The sequence below is a fragment of the Corallococcus carmarthensis genome (genome assembly GCF_003611695.1).
Classification (GTDB): domain Bacteria; phylum Myxococcota; class Myxococcia; order Myxococcales; family Myxococcaceae; genus Corallococcus; species Corallococcus carmarthensis.
Genome location: NZ_RAWE01000001.1, coordinates 122,046 through 145,842, shown reverse-complemented (window position 1 = coordinate 145,842; position 23,797 = coordinate 122,046). Strand labels below are relative to the sequence as shown.

12 protein-coding genes and 1 pseudogene are annotated in these 23,797 nt (G+C 68.6%); 5 read left to right on the top strand and 8 right to left on the bottom strand.

Annotation, left to right across the window (positions count from 1 at the left end; all coding sequences use genetic code 11):
• Positions 1 to 1,251 precede the first annotated feature (1,251 nt).
• Positions 1,252 to 2,373 (bottom strand): hypothetical protein, encoded by a 1,122-nt coding sequence (locus D7X32_RS00540; RefSeq protein ID WP_158625554.1) that lies wholly within the window; start codon positions 2,371 to 2,373, stop codon positions 1,252 to 1,254.
• A 295-nt stretch (positions 2,374 to 2,668) separates the two neighbouring features.
• On the opposite strand from D7X32_RS00540, the gene D7X32_RS00535 reads away from it, so the two are divergent.
• The gene (locus tag D7X32_RS00535; protein WP_158625553.1) at positions 2,669 to 5,731 is read left to right on the top strand and encodes a serine/threonine-protein kinase; all 3,063 of its coding nucleotides are present in this window, start codon (positions 2,669 to 2,671) and stop codon (positions 5,729 to 5,731) included.
• 3 nt (positions 5,732 to 5,734) lie between these two features.
• Here D7X32_RS00535 and D7X32_RS00530 read toward each other — a convergent pair whose 3' ends face one another.
• A complete protein-coding gene (locus tag D7X32_RS00530; RefSeq protein WP_120600507.1) occupies positions 5,735 to 7,534 on the bottom strand; it encodes a sigma 54-interacting transcriptional regulator in 1,800 nt (599 codons plus the stop codon).
• A 949-nt stretch (positions 7,535 to 8,483) separates the two neighbouring features.
• Between D7X32_RS00530 and D7X32_RS00525 the strand changes: the two genes are divergently transcribed.
• Positions 8,484 to 10,127: a LamG-like jellyroll fold domain-containing protein gene (locus D7X32_RS00525; protein ID WP_120600506.1), complete on the top strand. Its 1,644-nt coding sequence runs from the start codon at positions 8,484 to 8,486 to the stop codon at positions 10,125 to 10,127.
• 267 nt (positions 10,128 to 10,394) lie between these two features.
• Here the strand turns inward: D7X32_RS00525 and D7X32_RS00520 are convergent, their stop codons facing one another.
• From D7X32_RS00520 to D7X32_RS00515, 4 genes and pseudogenes are all read right to left on the bottom strand, one after another.
• Complete coding sequence (locus D7X32_RS00520) at positions 10,395 to 12,269, bottom strand: FG-GAP repeat domain-containing protein (protein WP_244238785.1); 1,875 nt, start codon at positions 12,267 to 12,269, stop codon at positions 10,395 to 10,397.
• Positions 12,270 to 12,410: 141 nt separating this feature from the next.
• Positions 12,411 to 12,878, bottom strand: a pseudogene (locus tag D7X32_RS47780) (polysaccharide deacetylase family protein); the annotation flags it as partial.
• A 307-nt stretch (positions 12,879 to 13,185) separates the two neighbouring features.
• Entirely contained in the window at positions 13,186 to 14,322 is a 1,137-nt protein-coding gene (locus D7X32_RS44805; protein ID WP_147449957.1) for a hypothetical protein, read from the bottom strand.
• A gap of 579 nt (positions 14,323 to 14,901) precedes the next feature.
• Positions 14,902 to 16,038 carry a serine hydrolase domain-containing protein gene (locus D7X32_RS00515; protein WP_120600504.1) on the bottom strand — a complete coding sequence of 379 codons (1,137 nt, stop codon included), beginning with the start codon at positions 16,036 to 16,038 and terminating at the stop codon, positions 14,902 to 14,904.
• Between the two features lie 135 nt (positions 16,039 to 16,173).
• On the opposite strand from D7X32_RS00515, the gene D7X32_RS00510 reads away from it, so the two are divergent.
• Together D7X32_RS00510 and D7X32_RS00505 are read left to right on the top strand one after the other, a co-directional pair.
• On the top strand, positions 16,174 to 17,868 hold the full coding sequence (locus D7X32_RS00510; protein WP_158625551.1) for a histidine kinase: 1,695 nt from the start codon (positions 16,174 to 16,176) through the stop codon (positions 17,866 to 17,868).
• Positions 17,865 to 18,557, top strand: a complete 693-nt coding sequence (locus D7X32_RS00505) for a LytR/AlgR family response regulator transcription factor (protein WP_120600536.1) — start codon at positions 17,865 to 17,867, stop codon at positions 18,555 to 18,557. The genes D7X32_RS00510 and D7X32_RS00505 overlap by 4 nt, the downstream gene beginning before the upstream one ends.
• Positions 18,558 to 18,723: 166 nt before the next feature.
• On the opposite strand, the gene D7X32_RS00500 is transcribed toward D7X32_RS00505, so the two are convergent.
• Both D7X32_RS00500 and D7X32_RS00495 read right to left on the bottom strand, forming a co-directional pair.
• Complete coding sequence (locus tag D7X32_RS00500) at positions 18,724 to 20,130, bottom strand: alpha/beta fold hydrolase (RefSeq protein ID WP_158625550.1); 1,407 nt, start codon at positions 20,128 to 20,130, stop codon at positions 18,724 to 18,726.
• Positions 20,131 to 20,560: 430 nt separating this feature from the next.
• A complete protein-coding gene (locus tag D7X32_RS00495) occupies positions 20,561 to 22,045 on the bottom strand; it encodes a GMC oxidoreductase (RefSeq protein WP_120600501.1) in 1,485 nt (494 codons plus the stop codon).
• A gap of 385 nt (positions 22,046 to 22,430) precedes the next feature.
• Here D7X32_RS00495 and D7X32_RS00490 point away from each other — a divergent pair, with 385 nt between their 5' ends.
• Positions 22,431 to 23,753 carry a glycosyltransferase gene (locus tag D7X32_RS00490; protein WP_158625549.1) on the top strand — a complete coding sequence of 441 codons (1,323 nt, stop codon included), beginning with the start codon at positions 22,431 to 22,433 and terminating at the stop codon, positions 23,751 to 23,753.
• Positions 23,754 to 23,797 lie beyond the last annotated feature (44 nt).

Genomic DNA, 23,797 nt, shown 5'->3' with positions numbered 1-23,797 from the left:
CTGACGATGAGCAGGGAAACGATGAAGGCAATGCGGCTGGAAAGGCTTTTATTCACTGACATGCGCACCTCGCTCGCGGATGGTGCGCTAATTATCATTTATTACTGCATTGCAGCCAGTCAATTCCTGTCGTGGATTCCACGTATGGCGGCGCTGTGAGGCGTTGTGGGGCTGTCACAAAGAACCCGCCTGGAGCCCGACGGTGATGCTCGCCATGCGCAGTCCGAAGTACGACGCGGTCGGTAGATGCCATCTAACGGCGACGCCCCTCAATGGAGGCTCACGGGCCCAGCCAGCTTGGAACGGCGCGCTGCCGCCGCTGCAAGCAGGGCATTCCGCACAAGGCCACCAGCTGGGGCCTATCGGAAGGCCGGACCGGCATCACTTCAACCAGGGCGCTCACTGCGGGCGCGACAAGAAGAGGTGGACTCCGTCCCGGGGTGGAATTCTCTACGACACGGCCTCGGCGATGTGCGATGCGCCCCCCATACCATTTGCTTCTGAAGACTGCTGGGCGCCATCCCCAATCTGCGATATCCGGGGAACCAATCGCAGGAAGTTTGCGGACACTCAATCGGACCCCGAATCTTCCCGACTTCACGTAACCCCATGATGTCTCTCGTGTTTTCCGTCGCAGTCTCTAGAGAGAAGCCGAGAACGGGTTCGCGCAGGCCTTCGTTCGGGGAGCTTCTTGAAAGGCCCTGCCAACTGGCAGGGCCTTTTTGTTTAACACGGGCCTCGCGATGAATATCGCGGGGCCTTCGTGCTCAAGCCGCTGAATTCCAAGGGATTCTGGCTCGCGGTGCTGAAGAGGGCCCTCTCGGCTCTCAACCCCGCAGAGCGAGATGCCCCCTCTCCTCCGCCGCCGATTGGGCTCTCTGGACCGCTCTTTCACCCGTTCTGGGGAGAGAGGCCGAGAGCGGTTAACAAGTGCTGCTGACTTTTGGGGAGGCGGTTAACAACATTTCCCTGGAGACCCACTCATTCCGCAGGAAACCCAGGGATGACATGACGTGGGGACTCCTGGCCTGGAGGAATGGGCAGGCATTGGACGGTGCGTCCCGTGAAACGGGGCCAACCCACCGTGGTCGTGGATTGCCCCCAATCACTGTCACGAACATCCACCTTCCACTCCGACATTGAACCGGAGCCGTTCTCCTCGCAGGACGACCTGCGTCCTTCGAGGAGCAGCCTCACCGGCGATGCACGCCTGGGCCGGGAAGGCGCCGCGATGGCCACCTTCAGGAGTTCCTAGACAGGCGTTGGGAAGAACGGAGGCGGCGGCAGCATCAGCGGCGGCAGCGACCACCAGCAGCAGGTGAGGTAGACGCCATTGCCGCGGTCCACGACGGTGAGGACCTTCGCGTAGAGGCCGAGCACCCACTGCACCACCTCGAGCACCGCCGCCACGTCCGCCGTCGGCGCCTTCTCGGAGAGCTCGCCGGTGATGGACGCGGCCGTCGTCAGCCCCTCCGCCAACGCCTGGACCCGCTCCGTCGACAAGCGCAGCACCATGCCGTGCCAGTGCACGCTGAGCTCCACGTCCGGCCGGGCCCACACCTTGCCGCGCGCCTCGTAGAGCGCACGAATCGCTTGGGTGACCTTGAGGTCGAGGAACTCCGCGGCCTGCTCCGGCGAGGCGAGGAAGTCACCCTTCCGGGCCTTCGCCAGGAGGCTCACCATGTCCCGTGTGAGCAGGTTGACCGCGGTGCCCCACGGCACGGCCTGGCGCGGGTTGAGCTGGGGCTGGTCCACCGCCTCGATGGCCTTGATGAGCGCGGCAGAGTCCTCCTCCAGGCGCAAGGCGGTGGCCGCGTCGAAGACTTCGTAGCCCGCGCGCAGCGCCGCGAGCAGGCCCCGGATCCGCGAGTACTCCGCCTCGCCGGGGATGACCTCGCCGGAGGTGGAGACCGCGAGGCCGTCGGCACTGGAGGCGGTCTGGACGTCGCTCCCCGCCGGGACCGACCTCCGAGCCCCAGGGGCCGACAGCACCGTCCGGGGCTTCAGCGGAACCGGGAAGTCGCTCGCCCCTTCGGCCTTCAGCCGCTCCTGCACCCGCGCTGAGCACGCGAGCAGCGAGTCCTGGAGACCCGGCTCAATGGAGAGCTGCCCGCGGAGCGCCGTGTTCGCGCCCATCGTCGCGATCATCAGCTCGGGGCCCGCCGGCAACGCCTTCGCCGGGACGGAGAGGACCTGCTTGAAGATGAGCGGCAGCGTGTCGCGCGCGGCGTTCGGAACGGTGAGGCCGGCTTCGGTCAACACGCGAACAGGGTCCTTGCACAATTGCTCCATGCGGGCCGGGTCTCCCCGCGCGGCGTGGAGGATGGGGGCGGCGGCCTGGAGCAGGTCTTGGACGGAGCGGATCTCGGGCATGGTGTTTCCTCCGCGAGCAACGCTCCGAACAGGTGCGTCTGGAGTTGTCGCCCGCTCTTGCGTGAATGAGCAGCAACCGTGCCACCCCCGCGTGGCTCCGCACGCGGGGGCTCCCGTCGGAAGGCAGCGGCCCGGCCTCACGCCCTGGCGGCCACGGGTGCCGTCGCGGCCCGAAGGCGTGTGCCATTCCCGCACGACCGTGTGCCGATGCGGCACCGCACGACCTGCCCGGGTGGCCCAATCCGGAAGCCGCGTCCCTATCATCCCCGGCAAGATGGATTCGCCAGACGCCCCGTTGCTCGAACTCGCGGTCCGGCGCGGGCTGCTCTCGGAAGACGTGCGGCAGGCCCTGCCCCGGGACACGCCAGAGGCGCCCCCCGGACATCGCTACGGACCGCGCATCGACGGGCTCATCCGCGCGGGACACCTGGACGAAGCCGTCGTCCGCGCGCTGCTCGCGGAACTCGCCGCCGTCGAGGACACCCGGGGCGCACCACCCGCCAGGACAGGTCCCCTGGGACCCGTTCCCCTCATCGGTGCTTCGCAGCCGTCCTTCGCCTCGCTCGTGGACGGGAGGTACGCGCCGCTCCGGCTCCTGGGCCGGGGAGGCATGGGGAGCGTGTACGAAGCGCGGGACCTGCGGCTGGGACGCACCGTGGCGCTCAAGCTCCTCCACGTCCGCGACGAGCGGACCGTGAGCCGGGTGTTGCGGGAGGCGCGCGCGCAGGCGCGGGTCCAACATCCCAACGTCTGCGCTGTCTATGACGCGGGAGTGCGCGCGGGGCAGTCCTATGTCGTGATGGAATACCTGCCCGGACAGCCGCTCCACGTCGCGCTGCCGCACCTGTCCCTCCCCGACAAGCTCCACATCGTCCGGCAGGTCGCGGAGGCGCTCCATGCGGCGCACCGGCTGGGTGTCGTCCACCGGGACGTCAAGCCTTCCAACGTCATGGTGGAGCGACGCGAGGAGGGCCGCTGGCACGCCACCATGACGGACTTCGGGCTGGCCCGAGGCCCGGGCGATCCCGAGGGCCCGAGCGCCACGGGCGGCGTGCTCGGAACGCCCGCGTACATGCCCCCGGAGCAGGCCCGGGGACGCGGAGGGCCGTTGGATCCCAGGGCGGATGTCTATGGACTGGGCGCCCTGCTCTACCACCTGCTGACGGGAGCACCGCCGTTCTCCGGCGACAACGTCGAGCAGATCCTCCTGCGCGTGCTGCATGAGGAGCCCGTCGCGCCACGCCGCAGGTGTCCGTCGCTTCCCAGGCCCCTGGAGACCCTGACGCTCCAATGCCTGTGCAAGGACGTGAACGGCCGCTACGCCTCGGCACGCGCGGTATCGGAGGATCTGCGGCGCTACCTGAAGGGAGAGCCGCTCCGGGCGCGCAGGGCCTCCTGGCGTCGCCGCGCCTGGCGGTGGATCCGCGACCACCGGACCCTGGCCACCTCGCTGCTGCTCGTCCTGTTGGGTGCGGGCGCGCTGGGCGGACTGATGGCGCGGGAGCGGGCGATGGCGCAGCGGCGCGCGGCGCTGGCGCGGCGGCTCGCGCAGGAGGTGGAGACGAGCGAGCTGTTCCTGCGTGCCGTGTACTCGCTGCCGCTCCACGACGTGCGAACGGAGGAGGGCGTGGTGCGCGAGCGGATGGGCCGCATCTCCGCGGAGCTCACACACCTCACCGGGCTGGAGGCGGCCCTCGCCCACCATGCCCTGGGGCGGGCGCATCTGGCGCTGCGTGAATACGCGAGCGCCGTGCACCACCTGCGCGCCGCACTGGAGGGCGGAGTGGAAGAGTCGGACGTCCACCTCGCGCTCGGCCAGGCCTTGGGTGCGCGATATGAACAGGCCCGGAGGCAGGCGGAACAGCCCGGCGACAAGCAGGAGCGAGAAACAACCCTGCGGCGACTGGACGCGGACTTTCTCGCGCCCGCGCGCTTCCACCTGCGCCAGGGAATGTCGACGAGCCCGGAGCCGAAGCCCTACGACGAAGGCCTGCTCGACCTCTATTCACAGCAATACGCGGCGGCACGGAGCAAGGCCCAGGAGGCCCTGCGAACCGAGGCCTGGCGGTACGAAGCCCGGAAGCTCGCCGCCGACACCTGGTTCGCCCAGGGACTGCACCATGAACTGATGACGGAGCACGCGCTGGCGCGGGACGCCTATGAGCGCGCCGAGTCGCTCTACGCCGCCGCGTCGGACATGGCACGCAGCGACACCACCCTCCTGCTGGCCCAGGCGAGGCTGTGGACGCAGCGGCTGGTGTTGGACATGTACCAGGGACGCCCGCCGCTCCCCGCCTACGAGCGCGTGCTGGAGGCCTGCCAGCGCGCCGCACTCACCCATCCCGAGCATCCGGAGCTCGCGGAGTACGAATACGCGGCCCACGTCACGCTCGCCCGCCATGCGCTGGACCGTGGCGGGGATCCCCTGCCCTTCATCGAGAAGGCCCTCGTCGCGGCCCGAAGGACACTGGAGTTGGAGCACCGCGACCCCTGGGCGCACCGGAAGCTCGCGGAGACCCATCTGCTCCAGGCCCTGCATGCGCTCCAACGGGGGCTCCCCACCGAGTCCCTGCTGGAAGCCGCCGGGTCGCACGCGCGGGAGGCGGCGACGCTCGCCCCCCGTTCCTCGACGACCTGGGCCACGCTCGGCAACCTCCGCGCACTCCAGGGGCTGTCGCGGCTCCAGCGGGGCGAGGCCGCGGGCCCCTCTCTCAGGGAGGCCCTCACCGCGTACAAGAAGGCGCTCGAACTGGAGCCGGACAGCCAGTTCGCGCATGAGAACCTGGCGCGCTTCTACAGCGGGCTCATCGAACAGGAGCAGCAGCAGGGCCGTCCGTTCGAAGCGCTCAGCGCGGAGGCGCGGCCCCTGATGGACAGGGCGCTCGCGCTGGCCCCCGGCAGCCATCTGCTGCACCGTTACCGCGCCGCCATCTCCGCCAGCGAGGGCGAACGCGCCTGGCGCGACGGGCATGAGGCACGGGCACCGCTCGACGCGGCCAGGGCCGACCTCGAGACGGCGCTCGCACTCAACCCCGGCGATGCGGAGAGCCACGGTCTGCTGGCCCGGGTCCTGCGCTTGCGAGCACTGGCCTGGCCAGGCCCCGGCGCGAAGGCGCTGTTGACGCAAGCCCTGGCGGAGGCCGAGAAGGCCGTCCTCCTCAACCCCACGGAGGACGCCCATCCGCTGGAGCTCACGCGCGTGCTGGTGCTGATGTCCCGGCATGAGCACCGTGGCGGCGCCCGGCATGCGTCGCTGTTGGCGCGGGCGACGAAGAGCGCCGGGAAGGTCCGGGGGCCCAGGTCCCACGAAGCACACGCGCTGCTCGTCCCGCTGGCACGTGAGCGGCAACGCCCCTGAGGATCAGCGCGGGGGCCGCGGTGACAGGCCGTACTGCTTCATCTTGGTGAAGAAGGTCCGCCGGGGCATGGCGAGGAGCTCCGCGGCGTGGGTCTGCACGCCACCGGAGGCTTCGAGCGCTTCGACCATCCGCGCACGCTCCAGCTCGCGCAGCTCCTCTTCAATGGGGCGGAATCGCGGAGGCGCACCGACGGGAGCCACGGGCGGGTCCACGGGCACGGGAGTCCGGGGTCCCCCCAGCTTGGACGGCAGGTGCCAGGGCTCCACCGAAGCATCGCGCACCGTCGCCGCGAGGAACGCCATGTCGTTCTTGAGTTCGCGCACGTTGCCGGGCCAGTCGAACGCGAGGAGGCACGCCATGACCCGGTCCGACAGGAGCAGGGGTGCACGGCCGAGTTGCTCGCATGCGGCCTGGAGGAAGGCGCGGGCCAGGATGGGGATCTCGACGCGTCGGTGGCGCAGCGGTGGCAGGTGGACCACCGCGGCATTCAGCCGGAAGTACAGGTCCTGGCGGAAGCGCCCTGCCTGGACCTCGGCGGACAGCTCGCGGTGGGTGGCGGCGACCAGCCGGAGGTCGACAGGGCGTTCGTGGACCTCCCCCAGCCGGGTCAGCCGCCGCGTCTCCAGGACGCGCAGCAGCCGGGCCTGCGTGGACAGGGACAGCTCCGCCACCTCATCGAGGAAGACGGTGCCGCCCTGGGCGCTCTCCAGCAACCCCACCTTGGCCGTGACGGCCCCGGAGAAGGCGCCCCGCTCATGGCCAAACAGCTCGCTCTCCACGAGCGCTTCAGGGAGCGCCGCGCAGTTGATGGCGAGCAGCCGCTGCCCACGCCGGGGCGACCCCTGGTGCAGTGCCGCCGCGGCCAGCTCCTTGCCGGTTCCCGTCTCCCCATGGATGAGGACAGGCAGCGTGCTCGGCGCGAGCTGTTCCAGCAACGCATGGAGCCGGAGCATCGCCGGGTCGGCGATGAGGGCCACGTGTTCACCCAGGCGTTTGTGTTCAACGACCTGGGCCTCCGTGGCCAGGGCTCCCGGCAGGGCCGCGCTCGCGGCGCGTCGAGCAAGCGACAGGAGCGCATCCGCATCCGAACCATCCGCCGGGCACCGGGCCAATCCCGCGCGGGCCCGAGGGGCGAGCGGCAGGAGGTGGTCGAGGAGGCGCCGGGAGACCTCCTCCATTTCATCCGGCTCGAGGTCGTTGAGGCTGAGGACGCATTGGGACGCGCTCCAACAAGCGCAGGCATCGAGAGGGCGCAGGTGTGCCTCCAGCGCCGCCGCGATGACCGGAGGATCCAACACCGTGTCCGCGCCATCCAGGAAGAGCACACCGGAGGGGCGTTGGTAGCGAAGCGCCCGCGCTACGTCCTCCGCGAGCCGCTGTCGGAATCCAGGCAGTGAGAGAACGCTGCTCGGGGCCGCCGTATCGGCCCTCTTCTGGTGCAGGACGAGGATGACCTCTCCGACGGAGATGACATCGCCCGACACCAACGGGGTGGCACCCGCGAGGGACTGGCCGTTGACCCGCGTGCCATTGTGGCTGCCCAGGTCCGCGATCGCTCCCTCCCCGGAGCTCACCGACAGCAGGGCATGCCGCCGGGACACCGAGCCGTCCTGGATGCGTACCTCCGCGTCCTGGGCGCGTCCGATGACGACCTCGCCCTCCGTGGGCAGGCGGAACGTGGAGGAAGAACCTCCCTCGATGACGAGCAGGTAGGAGGACTCGCCAGGCGACGGACCTGGCGAAGGGGTGGTGGCCGGGAGGCTGACCGTCGCGTTGTCATCGGGGTGACCCGGAAGGCGCATCCCGTGGATGAAAGCAGATGACCCTGCACGCGGACATGTCAGGGCCGGATTTCCGCCGCGCCTCTCATCCCCGAAAGGAGCGGTGACCATGACGACGCGCAACGAGCTGAACCCGAATCCACTCCCCGACCCGGTCCCCGCTCCCGGCAGCCTGGAATGGGCGATCGCCTCCTTCCGCGGCAGTCCGCCCGGCACCCGCCCCCGTCTCCCTGGACCCCAGGGAAGACGCAGGGCCAGAGGCCGGGCTCCCGAGGGGGGACCCGGCCTCCGTCATGTCCGGGCCCTCCCTCGAGGCTCCACCTCACATCGGGACGTAGCTCAGTCTGGTCAGAGCGCGCCTCGGGCGCGCGAGGTCGCTGGTTCGAATCCCGCTCCCGGCAACGCCGACACGAAACACCTTCAGACACAGGCAACGTCGAATCCATTGAGCGGACGTGGCTCGAACTGCGTTCAGCAGACCTCAACCGCTTGGTTCATTCAATTCGCATCATCCGATTCCCTCATGTCCCCTTGATGTGGGCATCTTCTGAGAGAGGATGGTTCGATGCACGGGCTGATATCGTCCATGGCGTCGTTGCACAGAAGACCCAGAAGCTTCCAGAGTATCGTCGCAACTGCCAACAGGTATGGCTTCTGCTGGTTTCTGATGGCGAAGGAATCTCGGGGTTTGTCGACCATGAGGACGTCGCAGCCTTGGAAGTAGAGTCAAGCTTCGACCGGGTCGGTGCGCTGCCCTTCCCCATCACGGCCCGTCGATTCGCGGAGACGATTGGCTGTATGGCATAGACGTTGTGTCCATGGTCCTCGAGTGCTTGTCCCCTGGTAGCCGGAGGACGTTTGCCATCAGAGTGTTGCGTGCCGAGCAGTGGGAGTAAGGAATGGTGTCGTTCATTCCATGGGGGGACGGTCCATTCCGGGCTCCATCCTGCTCCGCGGAGGAAGACACTCGATGCGAAGCCGTCCTGGTGTGCTGTGGTCGTGGGGACTGGGCGTGACGCTGGCCTTGTCGTTGGGGGCGTGTGGTGTGGAGTCTCTGGGGGAGAAGGCCCGTCCTCCGGAGATTGGGGTGTCGCAAGAGAACGACGGGGCGTTGACGCGTGAGCGTCCGGAAGCCTCGTTGACGTGGGACCCGTATGCGGACGCGGTGGCGTCGGGCACCACGGCGACGGTGCTCAATCCGAGCGCGGCGCTGGGCGCTCCGGACGGGCAGGCCGCGACCCTGGTGGGCTTGCTCAACGCGGCGTTGGTGCTGGACCTGGGCCAGGGAGAGGAAGGCACCGGCGACCTTCGCGTCTACTACCAAGGCCTGTCGTTGGCGCTGGTGGCCCAGGTGGACTTCCTGAAGGCGGATGGGACCTTCATTGGCTCCAGCTCGTTGCACCTGGTGGAGCTGGGCCTGGGGACGCATGTCGCGGTGGCGACGTACCCGGGGAACCTGCCCTATCGCTACGTGCGCCTGAGGGGCGCGGTGGCGCTCTACCTGGTGGATGCGGTGGAGACGTCGCTACGGCCCGTCTGTGGTGATGGGGTGCTGGGCGGATTCGAAATCTGTGACGACGGCAATCAACTCTCTGGAGACGGCTGCAACAGCGTCTGCGAAGTGGAGCCGGGCTACACCTGCACGGGACAGCCGAGCGTCTGCACCGACATCGACGAGTGCGCCAACGGGACAGCGAACTGCCAGCCGGGTGAAATCTGCGTCAACACGCCCGGGAGCTACACCTGCGAGCCCGACCTCTGCGCGGGGGTGGTCTGCGCGCCTCTCGACGCGTGCCATGTCGCAGGCACCTGTAATCCGTCGACCGGGCAGTGCTCCAATCCGGCGGCCCCCAATGGAACGGCGTGCAGCGACGGCAACGCCTGCACCCAGCCGGACACCTGTCAGGAGGGGGTCTGCACCGGTGGCCCGCTCGTCGGCGACACGACCAGCAACCTGGCCCACCGGTGGACCTTCGACGAGGCCAGCGGCGGCACGGCCCTGGACTCGGCGGGCACGTCGGACGGAACGCTGGGCAGCTCGGCGTCGCGGACGGTCAGCTTCGACGGCTCCGGCGCAATCACGCTCACGCCCACCCAGCAGTGCGATCTCAACGCCCACGTCGACTTCGGCCTCGCGCCCGGGCAATTCGGGACGGACGCCTTCACCGTGAGCTATTGGCTGAAGACGACCTTCAACGCCCCCCGCAGCGGAGATCTCATCGGGAACCGGGTGGCCGGGAGCGCAGGCAACTTCCTCTCGGCAAGGCTCAACGGCAGCACCTCGGTAGCGTCGCTCGAGATGTACGAGAACGCGGCAGGCACCAACGGTGCAGGCGTCAACGTCTCTCCATCGCCGCTCAACAACGGCAGCTGGCACCACGTCGTCTATACCCGCGGCGGGACCTCGCTCAAAGTGTACATTGACGGCGTGCTGGTCGGCTCCGCGACCAGCGCTGCGCCGACGAACCTCACGGGCGCCAATTCGTTCCGCATCGGCCGCAGGCTGCCGACCTGCCCGAGCACCTTCGCCAGCATTCCGGCTTCGTTCGACGATGTCCGGATCTACAGCCGCGAGCTCACCGCCTGCGACGTCGCCGTGGTGAACACGCCCTAGCAACCAGGGCCGCGCCCCGGCGACGGTCGAGCCGGGGCACGGTCGTGGATTGCCGCCAGCCGCGTTACGACCGAGGCGCTGAAACAGGTTCGAGCCAGCCTTTGAATGCACCGTCAGCCTGGCCATTGGGAGCGGGGCTTTCGCCAGCTTCGACTTGCTGCGCCGTCGCGTGCTGCTCAGCGTCTGAGCCTGCCGACCCCACGAAGTGCGGGAGCGCCCGGAGTCGAGACGATGCTCGGCCTCCGGGCGCTCTGGGGGCTCAGCGAATCACTTCACATGGAAGGCGAGGTCGTCCACGTCCGTGGTGCTGCCGCCGGGGCATGCTCCCGACAGGGTGGAGGGACGGAGCACCGCCCGGACGGCCTGCGTGGTGCCCGACGGGAGCGTATAGGTCTTCGTCACCCACGCGTACCCGGCGCTGGACAGCGTCGTCGTGCCCAGGCTCACCCAGGTAGGGCTCGAGGCATTCGCCGCGCGGAAGATCTCCAGTTGCTCTCCCGCCGCCGAGGCATACGCGCTGACCTCGACACGCACGCTCTCGCCCACCGCGAGCTCCCGGTCCACCCGCGGCGTGATGACCGGGTTGTCGACCGTGGTGACCCGAACCCGCTCGATGGAGGGCTCGGAGAGGTAGTCGCCGGAGGCGCCATCCGCGCAGGTGCCTTGCAGGGTGTTGGGCTGGTTGGCTTCCGGGTGCACCACTCCGCGCCCCTCATAGAAGCTCCCGGAGTCACAAGCCGTACCCACTGTCGAGCAGTACCCCACCTTCAGCACCGGGTCGAACTCGGCGAGACGGGTGGTGGCGGGCATGCAGGTCAGCCCCGCCGCGGCACGCGCGCACACGTCCGCGTAGCTGTCTCCATTGACGTCGCCCAGCGCGAGCGTCGCGCCGTACTCCTCGCCCGACCAGTTGGAGGCATCTCCGAAGTTCGTGTTGAGGACGTAGCGGTAGTTCCTGAAGGAAGTGCCCGTGGAGAAGGCGCAGACGATCCCCGTCGAGTGCCGGCCGCACACGTCCGCGTTGCCGTCCCCATCCACATCGCCCAGCTTGATGGACTTGTAGCGCGACGGGCTCGTGGCCCACCCCGACGCGTCATCGAAGGCCATCTGAGTCCAGAGGGACGGCGTGCCGAAGCCGCTGCCCGTCGACAACGCGCACAAGATTCCGTCAGGACCCCGGACGCAGAGGTCGGCGAGGTTGTCGTTGTTCACCTTCGCGAGCTGGAAGGTGGTGGCGTACTCCGGCTGCGACCAGGACGATGCGGTGAATGCCGAACTCCACTCCCCCGCCGCCGCGAAGGTCGTCCCGTTGAAGAGGCTGCAGACGATCTTGCCGTTCGCGTCCCTGCCACAGATGTCCCCATATCCGTTCCCATCGACGTCCCCGACGCGAATCGAGCCATGGCGCGCCTCCGCGGCGTTCCAGCCATTCGCATTCGAGAACGACGTCGAGGGCCAGGCCGAGGTCTGGAAGCCCCCTGTGAGCGCCTTGAAGCAGAGGTAGCCGTCGACTGCGCGAATGCAGGCATCCGCCTTGCCATCGTTGTCGATGTCCGCGAGCTGGAAGGTCGTGCTGTACTCTCTCGGCTTGTAGCCCAGGGTGTCCGACACGATGGAGAGCCACAGCGCCTCCGCCCCCATGGAGCCGTCGGCGTTCGACAGGGCGCAGCGGAGGCCCGCGCTGCCTCGACCGCAGACATCGGCCCGGCCATCCCCGTTGATGTCTCCCAGTCGGACGGTGCCGTGATAGCCGATGTCGGTGTTCCACAGGTCCGCGTCGGACAGGTAGGTCGTCGTCCAGTTGGTCGGTGACGGGAAGCTGAGCGTTCCCCGGACGCCCGGAATCGCGTCGAGCGGGACGAAGACATACGGGGTGCCCGACTTGGCCTTCAGCTTGGTGACCAGGGACACCACGAGGTCGTAGGACCAGGTCGTTCCGGCGAGGCCCGCTACCGGGCTTGCGTCGTGCAACTGCAAGATGCCCCGCTCCCGGGGGCCCGCCACGGTGCCTGCATCCGGGTTGGCGACATACGGCCGCTCACCTTCATAGATGTAGCTGTCGGCACACGCCGCGGGCGTCCCGCCCAGCTCCGCGCAAGCCCAGTCGTGGGCATCCCAGTCAAAACAGAACGGGCCGGCCATCTTGGACAGCAGTGGATCGTTCCGGAGGTAGTTCGCGACCGCCGCCGACCCGTCGCAAGCATTTTCGCCGTTGTGAGGATCCTGCCCCCACTTGTCGCCGGGCGCCCGGAAGAAATACATGCCGTCGCTGATGTGGGGATCAAGAAGGACCTGGGTATTGTGAATCGTGGCGGCCTGGGCCCCCGGTGCACCGCCATCGTTCGGATCGTGGCTCGGCAGGTCCTCATGGAAATAGGTGTGATTGGCGACGCGGTGTCCCAGCGCGACGACTTGTCCGGGGAAGTCGGGACGGTCGAAGCACTTGCCGTCGCTAATCCCGTCAATCCGGCAGCCATTGACGAAGAACGTCGCGCGAATACCCTGCTGCTGAAGGTATTCCGCGATCATCACGCTGGTGTTCCCGCCGTCGGCATGGTCGACATCCGGACCATCGTCGAACGTGAGAGCCACTGTCCTGTAAGGCAGCGGTGAGTTCTGCTGGTAGGGATGTCCAATCTGTTCATGCGTCAGGACGCGATCGGTCCGACTTGCCGTCTCAGCCTCCTTGGCCGGGGCGGATTGAATGCAAGCAACGCTCAGCAGGAGCGGAGTCAGGAGGAGGATTTTCATCGGGTTTGTGTGGGGCCGTGTCTGGGGGTGGTCCGACCCCTCTCCTATCACTTGCGTCCGACGTCCCCACGCCTCATGTTGCGTCATTCATGCGGGGCCCCGACGCGGAGCGCGTGCGGAGGTAGAGATTTCCCTGCGCTCCCGTCAGGGGTTGGGGAGGCGGCGCATCCCCACGCTCGACAAGCTCCGCTGCGAAACGCTGGCATGGCAGAAATGGGCCAACCGACACCAACTCCGGATTCGCTGGCGATTCACCGTGCCGAAGACCCGAGTGAAGTTCCATGACCAACCCACAGACCTCACCCGGTCATGGGATTTGGACGTGGTACGGCCCGTTGCGCTCCCCCTCGGGGTGATGAACACCACTCAAGGCGGCGTCCAGACGCATCGCCCGCGAGAAGTGGTCTGGAGCAGGCAAAAGCTGCTGCAACCATTCACCGTCTTTTCGGGTCAGGCGGTCCCATCCGATTTTGGAAAGCGGACGCGGGGTTGAAGCCTCATGTTCACCGAAGAGGTCTGCTTCGGGAAGGACGAGCGAACCCACGGCATTCCGCGTCGGCAATAGTCCTCGCAGAATCGACGCGGGTGAACCGTAGCGTCGCAACCGAGCGAGCCGGCTCATCAACCAGCTGAGATCGAGAAGTCGCCCGAGCCGATCCTCCAGCATCGGGCGTTGACAGAGCCAAAGCGGGATCAGTTCATCATCGGCCGGTGGTTCAAACATGAGCACCCTGAGCGTGGAAGCCTGAGGAGCAACTGCCTTGATCTGCTCCCATTCATCAGGCGTCGCCGCGATCACAAGGTGAAATCTGGCCTCGGAGTCGTTCGCCATCTCGATGGCATATCGGACCAGGGCGGGTTCAAGCTTGTGGGCCCACGACCAGCCACACACCAGGCCCGGAGACAGCGAGGCGTACGACGTTTCGGGACGAGCCTCATACTTCGGGTCTGAAAATCCTCCCCCATGGAAGTTGTCAATGTTGACTTCACGCTCTGGGAAAAGGAAAGGAAGGCGGCCAAGAAAGGTTCGTTTCCCGGCCCCCGCAGGCCCGACCAGAGCGTGTCCTGGCGCAGAGGTGTCGAGTTGAGGGCTGTGTCGTGACAACCATGCCGGAGGGATGTCACCTCCGTACCAGCCACGCGAGGCGACGTTGTCTATAAGATGACTCAGAGCCTCTTCTTCGGTGATGAGTCCTTCTTGAAATTGCTCGTCCAAATGCGCCAGAGCAGTCAGTGCGCGCCTCGACAGCGAGCGAAACATTTCCTGGAGCCCAATAGACATAGGGGAGAGATACGCCCAGCGCCGGCCCCAGCTATACGCAAGACGTTCAAGGCGTTCCGGACCCATTCGCTTGTTCCAGACATCTATCGGCGCCAAAGACAGGTCCTGCAAGGTCTTCTGCTGCGTCACCACCATGGCTCGAACGAGGTCAAGGTCGCTCATCGAGGGCTCGCCTGGGAGCGGCAATGCAGAAGGCAAGAGAGCCGGGGCGGAATGAAGTTCATCCCATCTTGTCTGAAACCGCCGATATTCCTGAGCACGCCAGAAAGAAAGGGCCTCAGCCGCATCCCAAAGTTCTAGAGCGTCCGAAGTGCATTTCTCTCGTAACGCCTTGACGCTCGGCGAAGGGACGTCCAGCGTTCGGTGTCGACCCGGAAAATCTGGACGTCTTTCGACTCCCATCGTCTCGTCTCTCGCAACTCGTCTCTCCAACGGGCTGCTCCTTTTCACCAGAGGACTGCGGTCTATGCCTTGACCGAGACAGGAGCCACACCTCGTTGGCGCCAACCCCGACTCCGAGCGCGACGCGTTCGGCGACAGTGCCGTCTACGAGCAGTCGCAGACGGTCTTCCGCTGGAGCTCATGGAACTCCAGGATCTTCATTGGAACTGCACCTCCACACCGGCAACCTCACCCTCGGCTTTCCTCACTGAGCGTTCAAGTGCATCAAGATCTTGAGGCTTGAGCCTACCCTCTCTGCCAACGTGAGTGAGACAGTTCGTACCCGGTAGTCTACAGCCTCTAACAAATGTCAGGGTAGCGGCTGTCAGCCACGTCGGCGCCCCACAGGCAGACGACGCGGTCCAAAGCCAACCCGCTGCGGGAGTTGCTGAAGAAGACGATGCCGTCACCGGATTGCGGACGCATCAAGAACCTGGCGCGGAAGCCGGCCTGGTTGCGTCCGTCGTGACCGACGGCGGTGCTGCCGTCGCTGAGTCGTTCGATGAAGTGGCCCAGGCCGTAGACCGCCTCATCGGGCGCGCGCGGCGTGCTCAGTTCCGCGGGTGTGTACATCTGGGCCAGTTGCGCCTGGGTCAGTGGATGCGCGCCGGCGGTGTTCGCCATGCCGGCAATCATCCAGCGGGCGAAGTCACGGACAGTGGTGGTGAGGGTCGAAGGAGCCTGCTCGACGTAGTAACGCACCGGCACCGGCCTGCCATCGTCGCCGTGTCCCTGCGCCGCGCCGGCCAGCACCTCCGGCGTCATGGCGACGCTGCTGTGTTTCATGCCCAGCGGCCGGAACACCAGCTCGCGCGCCAGGTCCGAATACTTGCGCTGCGTGGTCCGCTCGATGGCCAACTGCATCAGGGTGTAGCCGCCGCCGGAGTATTGGAATTTCACACCGGCCGGCGCGAACAGCTCCACCGCGCCGCGTCCATTCGTCTTGCCGGCCAGCGACTCCTCCAGGCTCGGCAGCTCCTTGAAGTCGAGCCAGCCCTGATACCCGCCCAAGGTCGTGCCCGCGGTGTGCGACAGCAGGCGGCGGATCGTGATCTGGCGATGGTCGAACGGGCTCTGCGCCAGCGGCCACGGCGACAGCACATCGGCCACCGGCGCATCCAACCGCACGCGCCCCTGCCCGGCCAGACGCATCGCCACCCAACTGGCGATGGGCTTGGCCAGCGAGGCAGCGGCGAACACCGTGTCGGGCGTCACTGGCACCTTGCCCGCGTGGTCCGCGAAGCCGAAGCCCTTGGCGTAGACCAGCCTGCCTCCGACAATCAGCCCCACGGCCGCGCCTTGGATACGGGCTTCTTTCATGAGGGCCGGCACTTCGCGCTCGATGACCTGGGCGAACGGCGGTGGCGGCACCTGGAGACCCTGGGCCTGGGCGAGAGACAGCGGAAGAAGGAGGGAGAGCAGGAGCACGGCACGCATGGGCGTTCCTCCGAAGGGGGTACGGAGAAGAGGATGCGGTGGCCGGCGCGGCGCGTGGGGGTGCGCGTCGCCCAACGTCTCGCGGCGTCGCCGGAGTGCGCGTGGGGCGGCGCCGCGCTACGTATGCTGCGGCCCATGACGTCGTCCGCCCTCTTCGCGGGATGCCTCGCGCTCTCGCTCGCCGCCTCGGCCGCCCTGCCCTCCGCACGACAGGGACAGGTGCAGGTGCACACGGAGGATTTCCCCGCGGAAGTAGCGCTTGCTGGGGACGCGCGGGGCTGGCGCACGGTGGAGAGCAGTCAGTTGAATGAGGGGACCGGCCCCTTCTGGCTGCGCACGCAGGTGGAGGTGCCCCCGCGTGAAGCCGGAGCCCCGACGCCTGCCCTCGCCCTGTCGGTGCTCGGGTCATGGGAGGCCTGGTGGGACGGCAAGCCCCTGGGGCGCAACGGACGGGTGGGGCGGACGCCCTCGGAGGAGGTACCAGGACGCGTCGATGCCCTGCTCCCGCTTCCGCCCGAGTCCAGCGCGCCGGGCCCTCACGTGCTGACGATGCGCATCTCCGCGCACCGGCTCGGCTTCCAGCCCGTGGGCACCCTCCACCAACTGCAGGTGGGCGAGGCCGCGTCCCTCGCCCGGGCGCGGATGCTCGGCCTGGTGCCAGCCCTTTGTATGCTGGGCGCACTGGTGCTGATGGGGCTCTACCACCTCGCGCGCGTGCGGCTCGCTCACGGCGGGCTCGCCACGCTGCTGCTCGGCGTGCTGTGCCTCGCCGCCGCGGCGCTCGTCCTGCTGGAGGCGTGGCGCGGGCTCGCCAACTATCCCTACCCACAGCACGCAGTGCGGCTGCGACTGCAGGCGGCGGCCGTGCTGGCGGTGGCGGCGCTGCTGCCAGCGACCGTGCACGCGGCCTTCGGCGAGCCACGCCGCTGGCTGCGGTGGATGGGGCTCGGACTGGGGCTGCTCTCGCTCGTCTTCGTTCCGGGCTTCGATGGCAAGAACAGCATCGCGCTCGGGGCCTCGCTCGTCGTCTCCACGGCGCTCGCCGTGCGCGCGTGGCGTAGAGGGGAACCGTGGGGGGCCCTGGGCGCGCTGGCGGGGCTCGGTTTCGCCGGGACGCTCTACCTGTTGGAACCCTGGGGCTTCTCCGAGCGAGGCTTCTTCCTCGCCTTCGGAGGGCTATTGCTCTGCCTCACGGCGGTACATGCCCGGCAGCAGCGCCGTCAGCAGGAGCGGCTGGAGAGCGCGACGCGCGCCGCGGAGCGACTGCAACTGGAGCTGCTCAAGCGCAGCCTGCAGCCGCACTTCCTGATGAACACACTGGGCGCGCTGAGTGAGTGGGTGGAGACGGAGCCCGCGCAGGCCGTGCGCTTCATCGAGGCCCTGGGCGCGGCGTACCGGCACCTGCTCGCCGTCTCCGGTGAGCGCACCATTCCGCTCGCTCGCGAGTTGGAGCTGTGCCGCGCCCATCTGGAGGTCATGGGCTGCCGGCAGGGCACGGCCTTCCACCTCGCGACCGATGGCGTGGACCTCGAGGCCCCCGTCCCCCCTGCCCTGCTGCACACGCTGCTGGAGAACGCCTTCAGCCACAACCGCTACATCTCGCCCCACACCTTCCGGCTCCAGAGCAGCCTCGTTGCCGAGGGCGCCCGGCCGCGGCGTCGCTACGTCTTCCTCGCCCCCCCGGGCACGGGCACGCGCCAGGGGGGCGGTGAGGGCACCGGCTCGCGCTACCTGCGCGCGCGCCTGGAGGAGGCCTTCCCCGGTGCGTGGCGGCTCGAGGACGGGCCCACGGAGGAGGGGTGGATGACGCGGGTGGAGGTGCCGTCGTGAGGCTGCTCATCGTGGAGGACGAGCCGCTGGCGGCGCGCCGCCTCGCCCGGCTGTGCGAGCAGCAGCTGGGGCCGGGCACCCCGCCCCAGCGCGTGTGCGCGAGTCTGGACGAGGCGCGCGCGCTGCTGGCCGAGCGCGACGTGGACGTGCTGCTGCTGGACCTGAACCTCTCGGGCGAGGACGGCTTCGCGCTGCTCGCGGAGGCGGCCGCGGGCGCATTCCAGACGGTGGTGGTCTCCGCGAACACCGACCAGGCGCTGCGCGCCTTCGAGCTGGGGGTGCTGGACTTCGTGCCAAAGCCATACACGCCGGAGCGGCTCGCCCTCGCGCTCGCCCGCGTGGGAAGCCGCGCGGCCACTCCCTTGCGGACCCTCGCGGTGAGAAAGGGCGGAGGCGTGGTCCTCGTGCCACTGGACTCCGTCGCGTACATCCAGGGCGCTGGAGACTACGCGGAGCTGGTCCTGCGCGACGGCGGCACCGAGCTGAGCGAGAAGAGCCTGGAGCGGCTTGAGCAACTGCTCCCCGCCGATTTCCTCCGCGTCCACCGCTCCTATCTCGTCCGCGTGACGGACATCCGCGAGCTCGTCGCCTCGGAGGGCTCGCGCACCGCGGTGGAACTGCGGGACGGCACCCGGCTGCCGGTGGGCCGCAGCCGGCTGGGAGTGCTGCGCAAGCGGCTGGAGGCGTAGGCGCCGTCGCGACCGGTGCCCGGTACAGACGCCGCGAATGGCATCAAGGCGCGGCCGGTGCAGGAGCGTTGCACCGGCCCGGCCACGGATGGAAGCCGGGCTGCCTCCTCGACCACCGCGAGGCCGCAGCCCGTCCTCCGCACGAGCGCCGGGCGAGTGCGCGACGTCAGGGCTTCGCCTTGATCTCCAGCCGCTCATCGCGGAGCGCTTCGCCCTTCAGGAAGACCTTCATGCGCTCGAGGATGCGCGGGTCCGACTGGAAGAGGCCGTCGTGTCCCGCGCCCACCAGCACCAGGTGGGCGGTCCGGGAGAGCCCGGGGCGCAGGGCCTCCGCGTTGTCCGGGCTCGTGCGCCCATCCAGGGTGCCGCTGATGAGGAGCACGGGCACCTCGGCCTTCAGCGGACCGCGGAAGGACTCGCCCAGGTCGCTCACGCCGGGCACATCCGCTGCCCGCAGTGCTCCCGGATTGGCGCTGCCACCGAGCAGTGCCTTCGCCGCTTCCCTCTCGATGAGGGCGTGTCGCGCCGGGCTCACGCCGGAGGCCGCGTCCATGGCGACCGACATGGGCTCCAGCCACCCTTCGCGCAGCTGGCGCGCGAAGGGCGCCATCGGCGCATAGTCCCCGGCCTCCAGCGCCGGCAGCAGGGTGAGGAAGCGCCGGAAGGTGGCGGGGTCTCGAAGGGACTCGAAGGTGGCGCACTGAAGGTCGAAGGGGCCGACCCGCCAGGTGTGGCGCTCACCCGTCGCCGGGTCTGTGAACGCAACGGTGCGGGGCTCGCGCTTCAGCGACTTCAACAGCTTCGCCAGCCGCGCTTTCAGGCCCGGCCCGCGCTCGCCCTCGGCGCGCAGAACGGCCTCCCAGCGCTCGAGCAGGGCCTCCGCGTGGGCAGGCCGCTTCCAGGTGTCGTCCGGCCCCTCGATGCCGGCGAGGATGACGTGGTCCAGCCGCTGTCCGTGGCGCCGCAGGTAGGCGAGGCCCAGGTGGGTGCCGTAGCTGATGCCCCAGAGGTTGAGCTTCGGCGCGCCCAGCGCCTTGCGCAGCACCTCCAGGTCGTCGGCGTTCTCCTCCGTGGTGTAGGCGCCCAGATCCACGCCGGCCGTGGCCCAGGTCCGGGTCGCCTCGGCGGCGGCCTTCTTCACCGTCGTGGTGAGCAGCGCCTCGTCCATGCGCTGCTCGAGCGGGATGGCCCAGCGCTGCTCCAGCTTTGGATGGGGGTCCGACTGGCCGGTGCCGCGTTGGTCCAGCGCGATGACGTCAGCCACCTCGCGCAGGGCGAGGAACAGCTCGAAGCGGACGCCGCGTGCGGCCTCGATACCGGAGCCGCCCGGGCCACCGGCCAGGTAGACGATGGGGGCCGCGGGCGAGGGGCTCGTGCTCTTGAAGCGCACGAAGCGCAGGGGCAGACCCGGGCCCTCGGGGCGGGCGTGGCGCAGGGGCACGGTGACGGTGCCCAGCTCGGCCTGAACGACGCGACCGTCGCGGGCCTGGAAGGCGTAGGGCTGCAGTTGGAGTTCCTGGGCCTGGGCGAGGGACAGCGGCAGGATGAGGGAGAGCAGGAGCACGGCGCGCATGGGCGTTCCTCCGGGAGAGGGGCGACTGCGAGGAGGATGCGGTGGCCCGCGCGGCGCGTGGGGTGCCGGTCGCCCAACGTCTCGCGGCGTCGCCGGAGTGCGCGTGGGGTGGCTGTGCCAGATGCAAGCGCAAGAAGCTCCGCCACGAGTGCGCTGGCTTCGGCCCTGCGCCGAATCAACACGCGCAGTTCCAGAGTTACCCGAGGCCGCCCCGCCCGACGACTGAAGACAGGCATCCGCGTGCGCGCCACAGCCAGGGTCCCCGTCATCGACAACACGCCCTGGCACCGCGGCCGCCCGGTGGATTGGGCGCTGCGGCGCTACCCGCATCTGACGCTGTACCGCCCCCACCCTACAGCCCGCGGCTTCAACCCATGGAGCGACCGTGGCGGCCCCTGCGCCAGCGCGCCACGCACAGCCGAGGCGTGTATCAGGCGGCGGGAACGCTGCTGACCGTGGGCGTCCGGGCGATGGTGGCGGCCACGCGCAACGCCATGGCGATGACGCTCAGGGAGGTGTTGACCGCGCCCGCCGAGGGCAGGAAGCAGGAGTCAGCCACGTAGAGGTTGTCCATGCCGTGGACGCGGCAGTCGGGGTCCAACACCGAAGTCGCGGGGTCCGTGCCGAAGCGCGCCGTGCCCACCGGGTGCCAGAGCGCGACGGGCGTCCGGGGCGAGTAGACCCACCCGTAGCCCGCGTCCTTGAAGATACGCACCGCGTGCTCCCGAAGCTTCCGGTATGTCCGCATGTTCCGCAGGGGCCTGCGCATCCCGACGATACGGTCTCCGTCGAACCGCAGCCCGGAGTCCTTGCTGGGAACGGCCTCCGTCATCAGGAAGCACATCAGACTCCGCTGCGCGATGAACTTCACGAACGGACGCATGAAGCCCGGCACGCTCTCCCAGAGCGGGAACTGACCCGCGGCCTGGATGACGCCCAGCGGGTATGGCCAGTCCGCCGACGGTTCGTAGTAGGCGTTGATGGCGAAGGTCTTCTGGTGCAGCGGTGGCACCTTCCGCAGGTTCCGGATGGGGAACAGCATCCCCGCGGTATGCCCCGCGAGGTAGCGCCCCAGACAGCCCGTGGCGTTGCCGATCCCCTGGGGATGCGCCCCATTGCGCGAGCGCCAGAGAATGAGCGGCGTCTGCGTCACGCCCGCGCACACCGCGACGACGCCAGCGTGGACCTCGTGCCGCGCACCCTCATGCTCCAGGAGGATGCCGGTGGCGCTGCGGCCATCCGGGGTGGTGAGCACCTTGAGGCACCGGGCCCGGGTGAGCAACTGGACGCGGCCCGTCAACAGGGCGGGCCGCAGCACCGCGACCTCCGCGTCCAGCTTCGCATCGCGCTGGCAGTAGTAGCCATCGCACGTGGCGCACAACACGCACCGGCCGCCGGGCCCATGGTCCACCGCCTTGGGGATATACGCGACGGGCAGCCCCTGGGCGCGGATGCGCTCGACGACCTCCGCGATGTAGGGCTCGTGTGGGATGGGGCCGTGGGGAAAGGGCCCGGAACGGGGAGGCTCCGAGGGATCTCCTTCCGGGGAGCCACGCACCCCGTAGAGGCGCTCGGCCTGCGCGTAGTACGGCTCCAGGTCTGCGTAGGAGATGGGCCACGCGGAGGACTCCCCCGTCTCCGTGGCGGTGGCCCGGAAGTCGATCTCGCGCATGCGGTAGAGGGCCGCGCCGTAGAGCTTGGAGGAACCGCCCACGTACTTGCGCAGACCCTTGCGCTGCAGCTCGCCCATGGAGATGGCGGTCACCTCCGCTCGCGCGGGATCTGGCTGGAGGAAGTCGCCTTCCTCCAGCAACAGGATACGACAGCCGTGCCGCGCCAGGCTGTAGGCCAGCGTGCTGCCCCCCGGCCCACTGCCGACAATCACCACGTCGTAGCGCTGCTGGAACAGGCTCATGGAAGGACGCGCTCTGCGGCGGGGGAGAACGCCTCCAGGTTCGTGAACACCTTCGCCTGGGGAGAAAATGAGATGGGGGAAGACATCTGCCCCAAGAATCCTTGAAACTTGGAGTCACAGCAACACGGCCCAATCCATGAAGAGTCGAACGCACCGCGGGCCGGACGCCATGATAGGTTGGGCACCTCCGACGTCTCGGCGCGCCCGAGCGAGTGTGAGGACGTCCCGGTGGAATGTGGAGGGGGACGATGCTTGTCGCCCTGATCGTCCCCCGAGAGCGACACCCCTCGCGCTTCGCGCGTGGACTGGAGCGCCCCCACCGCGTTGCTCCCGCTTCCCCCGGTTCCCTGCCCCGTGGCCGCGTGCGGCCTCTCGTGAGTTGCTCATGGCCAAGCTGATGATCTTCCCCCTGCCCCACACAGGGCATCTCAACCCCTGTCTGCGGTTGGCCGACGAGCTCCAGCGGCTGGGGCACCAGGTCGTCTTCTGCTGCATGCTCGCGGCGGAGCAGGCCGTGCGTGCAGCGGGCTTCGAGTTCGTTCCCATCTTCGAGTCCAGCCTTGCGCGGGACTACCTGGTCCAGGCGTCGACCCGCATGGGGCGCAGCCGGAGCCTCCTGGGCCTGCTGTCCCCGCTGCGGGACAGCGTCCGAAGTCAGAACGCGATGTTCCAGGCACTGCTGGATGGCGAGTTGGACCGCACCATCGAGCGCATCCGCCCGGACCTCATCCTCTTTGACGAGCGGTTCAAGTACGCGGGCCCGGCGGTCCATGCCTCCGGGATTCCCTTCCTGCGGCTGCACACGACGGTTCCCCTCCACTTCCGGGAACACCTGTTCGGACAGCCTGTGCGGAGACCGAAGCCGGTGATGCGGGTGCTGGCGAAGGCGATCCACGGCACGCTGGTCGGGTTGGGGCTGCACGCGCGCTTCGAGTTCGCCTTCGAGACGCTCCTGCGGCAGAAGAACCTGGGCACGCCGGGGAACAACCCCTTCCACGGCGTGGGGGGCGTGAACGAGCTGATGCTCTTCCCGGAGGCATTCGCCAACATCGCGGGGACTGCCGCGGCGGCCCGCATCCACCACGTGGGCCCCTGCATCAACCAGGAGCATCGCGAGGCGCAGCCCTTTGCCTGGGAACGGCTGAGGGAGGACCGCCCCCTCATCGTGTTCTCCATGGGGACCCGCGGCTATGTGTCCAAGTGGGTCCCGCCCCTGCTGAGGGCCATGGTGGACGTGGCGAAGCAACGGCCGGACTGGCAGTTCGTCATGGGGACGGGCACGTCCGCGGATCCGGCCACGCTCGACGGGCGCGCGCCCAACCTCATCGCGGTGCAGTCCTTCCCTCAGTTGCCGCTGCTGCGGCGCGCCGCGGTGATGGTGACGCACGCCGGCTTCAACACGGTGAAGGAATGCATCTGGGAGGGCGTGCCCATGGTGGCGCTCCCCCTGACCCAGGACCAGCCCTTCGTGGCCCGCATCGTGGACAAGCACGGCATCGGTGTCATGGCCCCGCCTCGGGAGCTCGGAGCCCCCGGACTGCTCGCGCTGCTCGACAAGGTGTTGGGAGATCCATCCTACAAGCAGGCCGTCACCGCCATGAGCGCGCGCTTCCACGAGGCGGACCGACCGGAGCCGCTGGAGGAGCTCGTCCAGCGGATGCTCCGGCAGCACCGCGAGGTGGCCAGTCCCACCACCGAAGTCGCCTGAATCGCGGAGCGTGGCCCGCCTCCGCCCTCCCCTGTCCTGCGCGA

Excerpts from the sequence above, each read along its gene's own strand:
- D7X32_RS00500 (WP_158625550.1), bottom strand. The coding sequence starts at position 20,130 with ATGCGCGCCGTGCTCCTGCTCTCCCTCATCCTGCCGCTGTCCCTCGCC.
- D7X32_RS00515 (WP_120600504.1), bottom strand. The coding sequence starts at position 16,038 with ATGCGTGCCGTGCTCCTGCTCTCCCTCCTTCTTCCGCTGTCTCTCGCC.
- D7X32_RS00520 (WP_244238785.1), bottom strand. The coding sequence starts at position 12,269 with ATGGCCGGCCCGTTCTGTTTTGACTGGGATGCCCACGACTGGGCTTGC.
- D7X32_RS00495 (WP_120600501.1), bottom strand. The coding sequence starts at position 22,045 with ATGAGCCTGTTCCAGCAGCGCTACGACGTGGTGATTGTCGGCAGTGGG.
- D7X32_RS00490 (WP_158625549.1), top strand. The coding sequence starts at position 22,431 with ATGGCCAAGCTGATGATCTTCCCCCTGCCCCACACAGGGCATCTCAAC.
- D7X32_RS00530 (WP_120600507.1), bottom strand. The coding sequence starts at position 7,534 with ATGCGCCTTCCGGGTCACCCCGATGACAACGCGACGGTCAGCCTCCCG.
- D7X32_RS44805 (WP_147449957.1), bottom strand. The coding sequence starts at position 14,322 with ATGAGCGACCTTGACCTCGTTCGAGCCATGGTGGTGACGCAGCAGAAG.
- D7X32_RS00510 (WP_158625551.1), top strand. The coding sequence starts at position 16,174 with ATGACGTCGTCCGCCCTCTTCGCGGGATGCCTCGCGCTCTCGCTCGCC.
- D7X32_RS00540 (WP_158625554.1), bottom strand. The coding sequence starts at position 2,373 with ATGCCCGAGATCCGCTCCGTCCAAGACCTGCTCCAGGCCGCCGCCCCC.
- D7X32_RS00525 (WP_120600506.1), top strand. The coding sequence starts at position 8,484 with ATGCGAAGCCGTCCTGGTGTGCTGTGGTCGTGGGGACTGGGCGTGACG.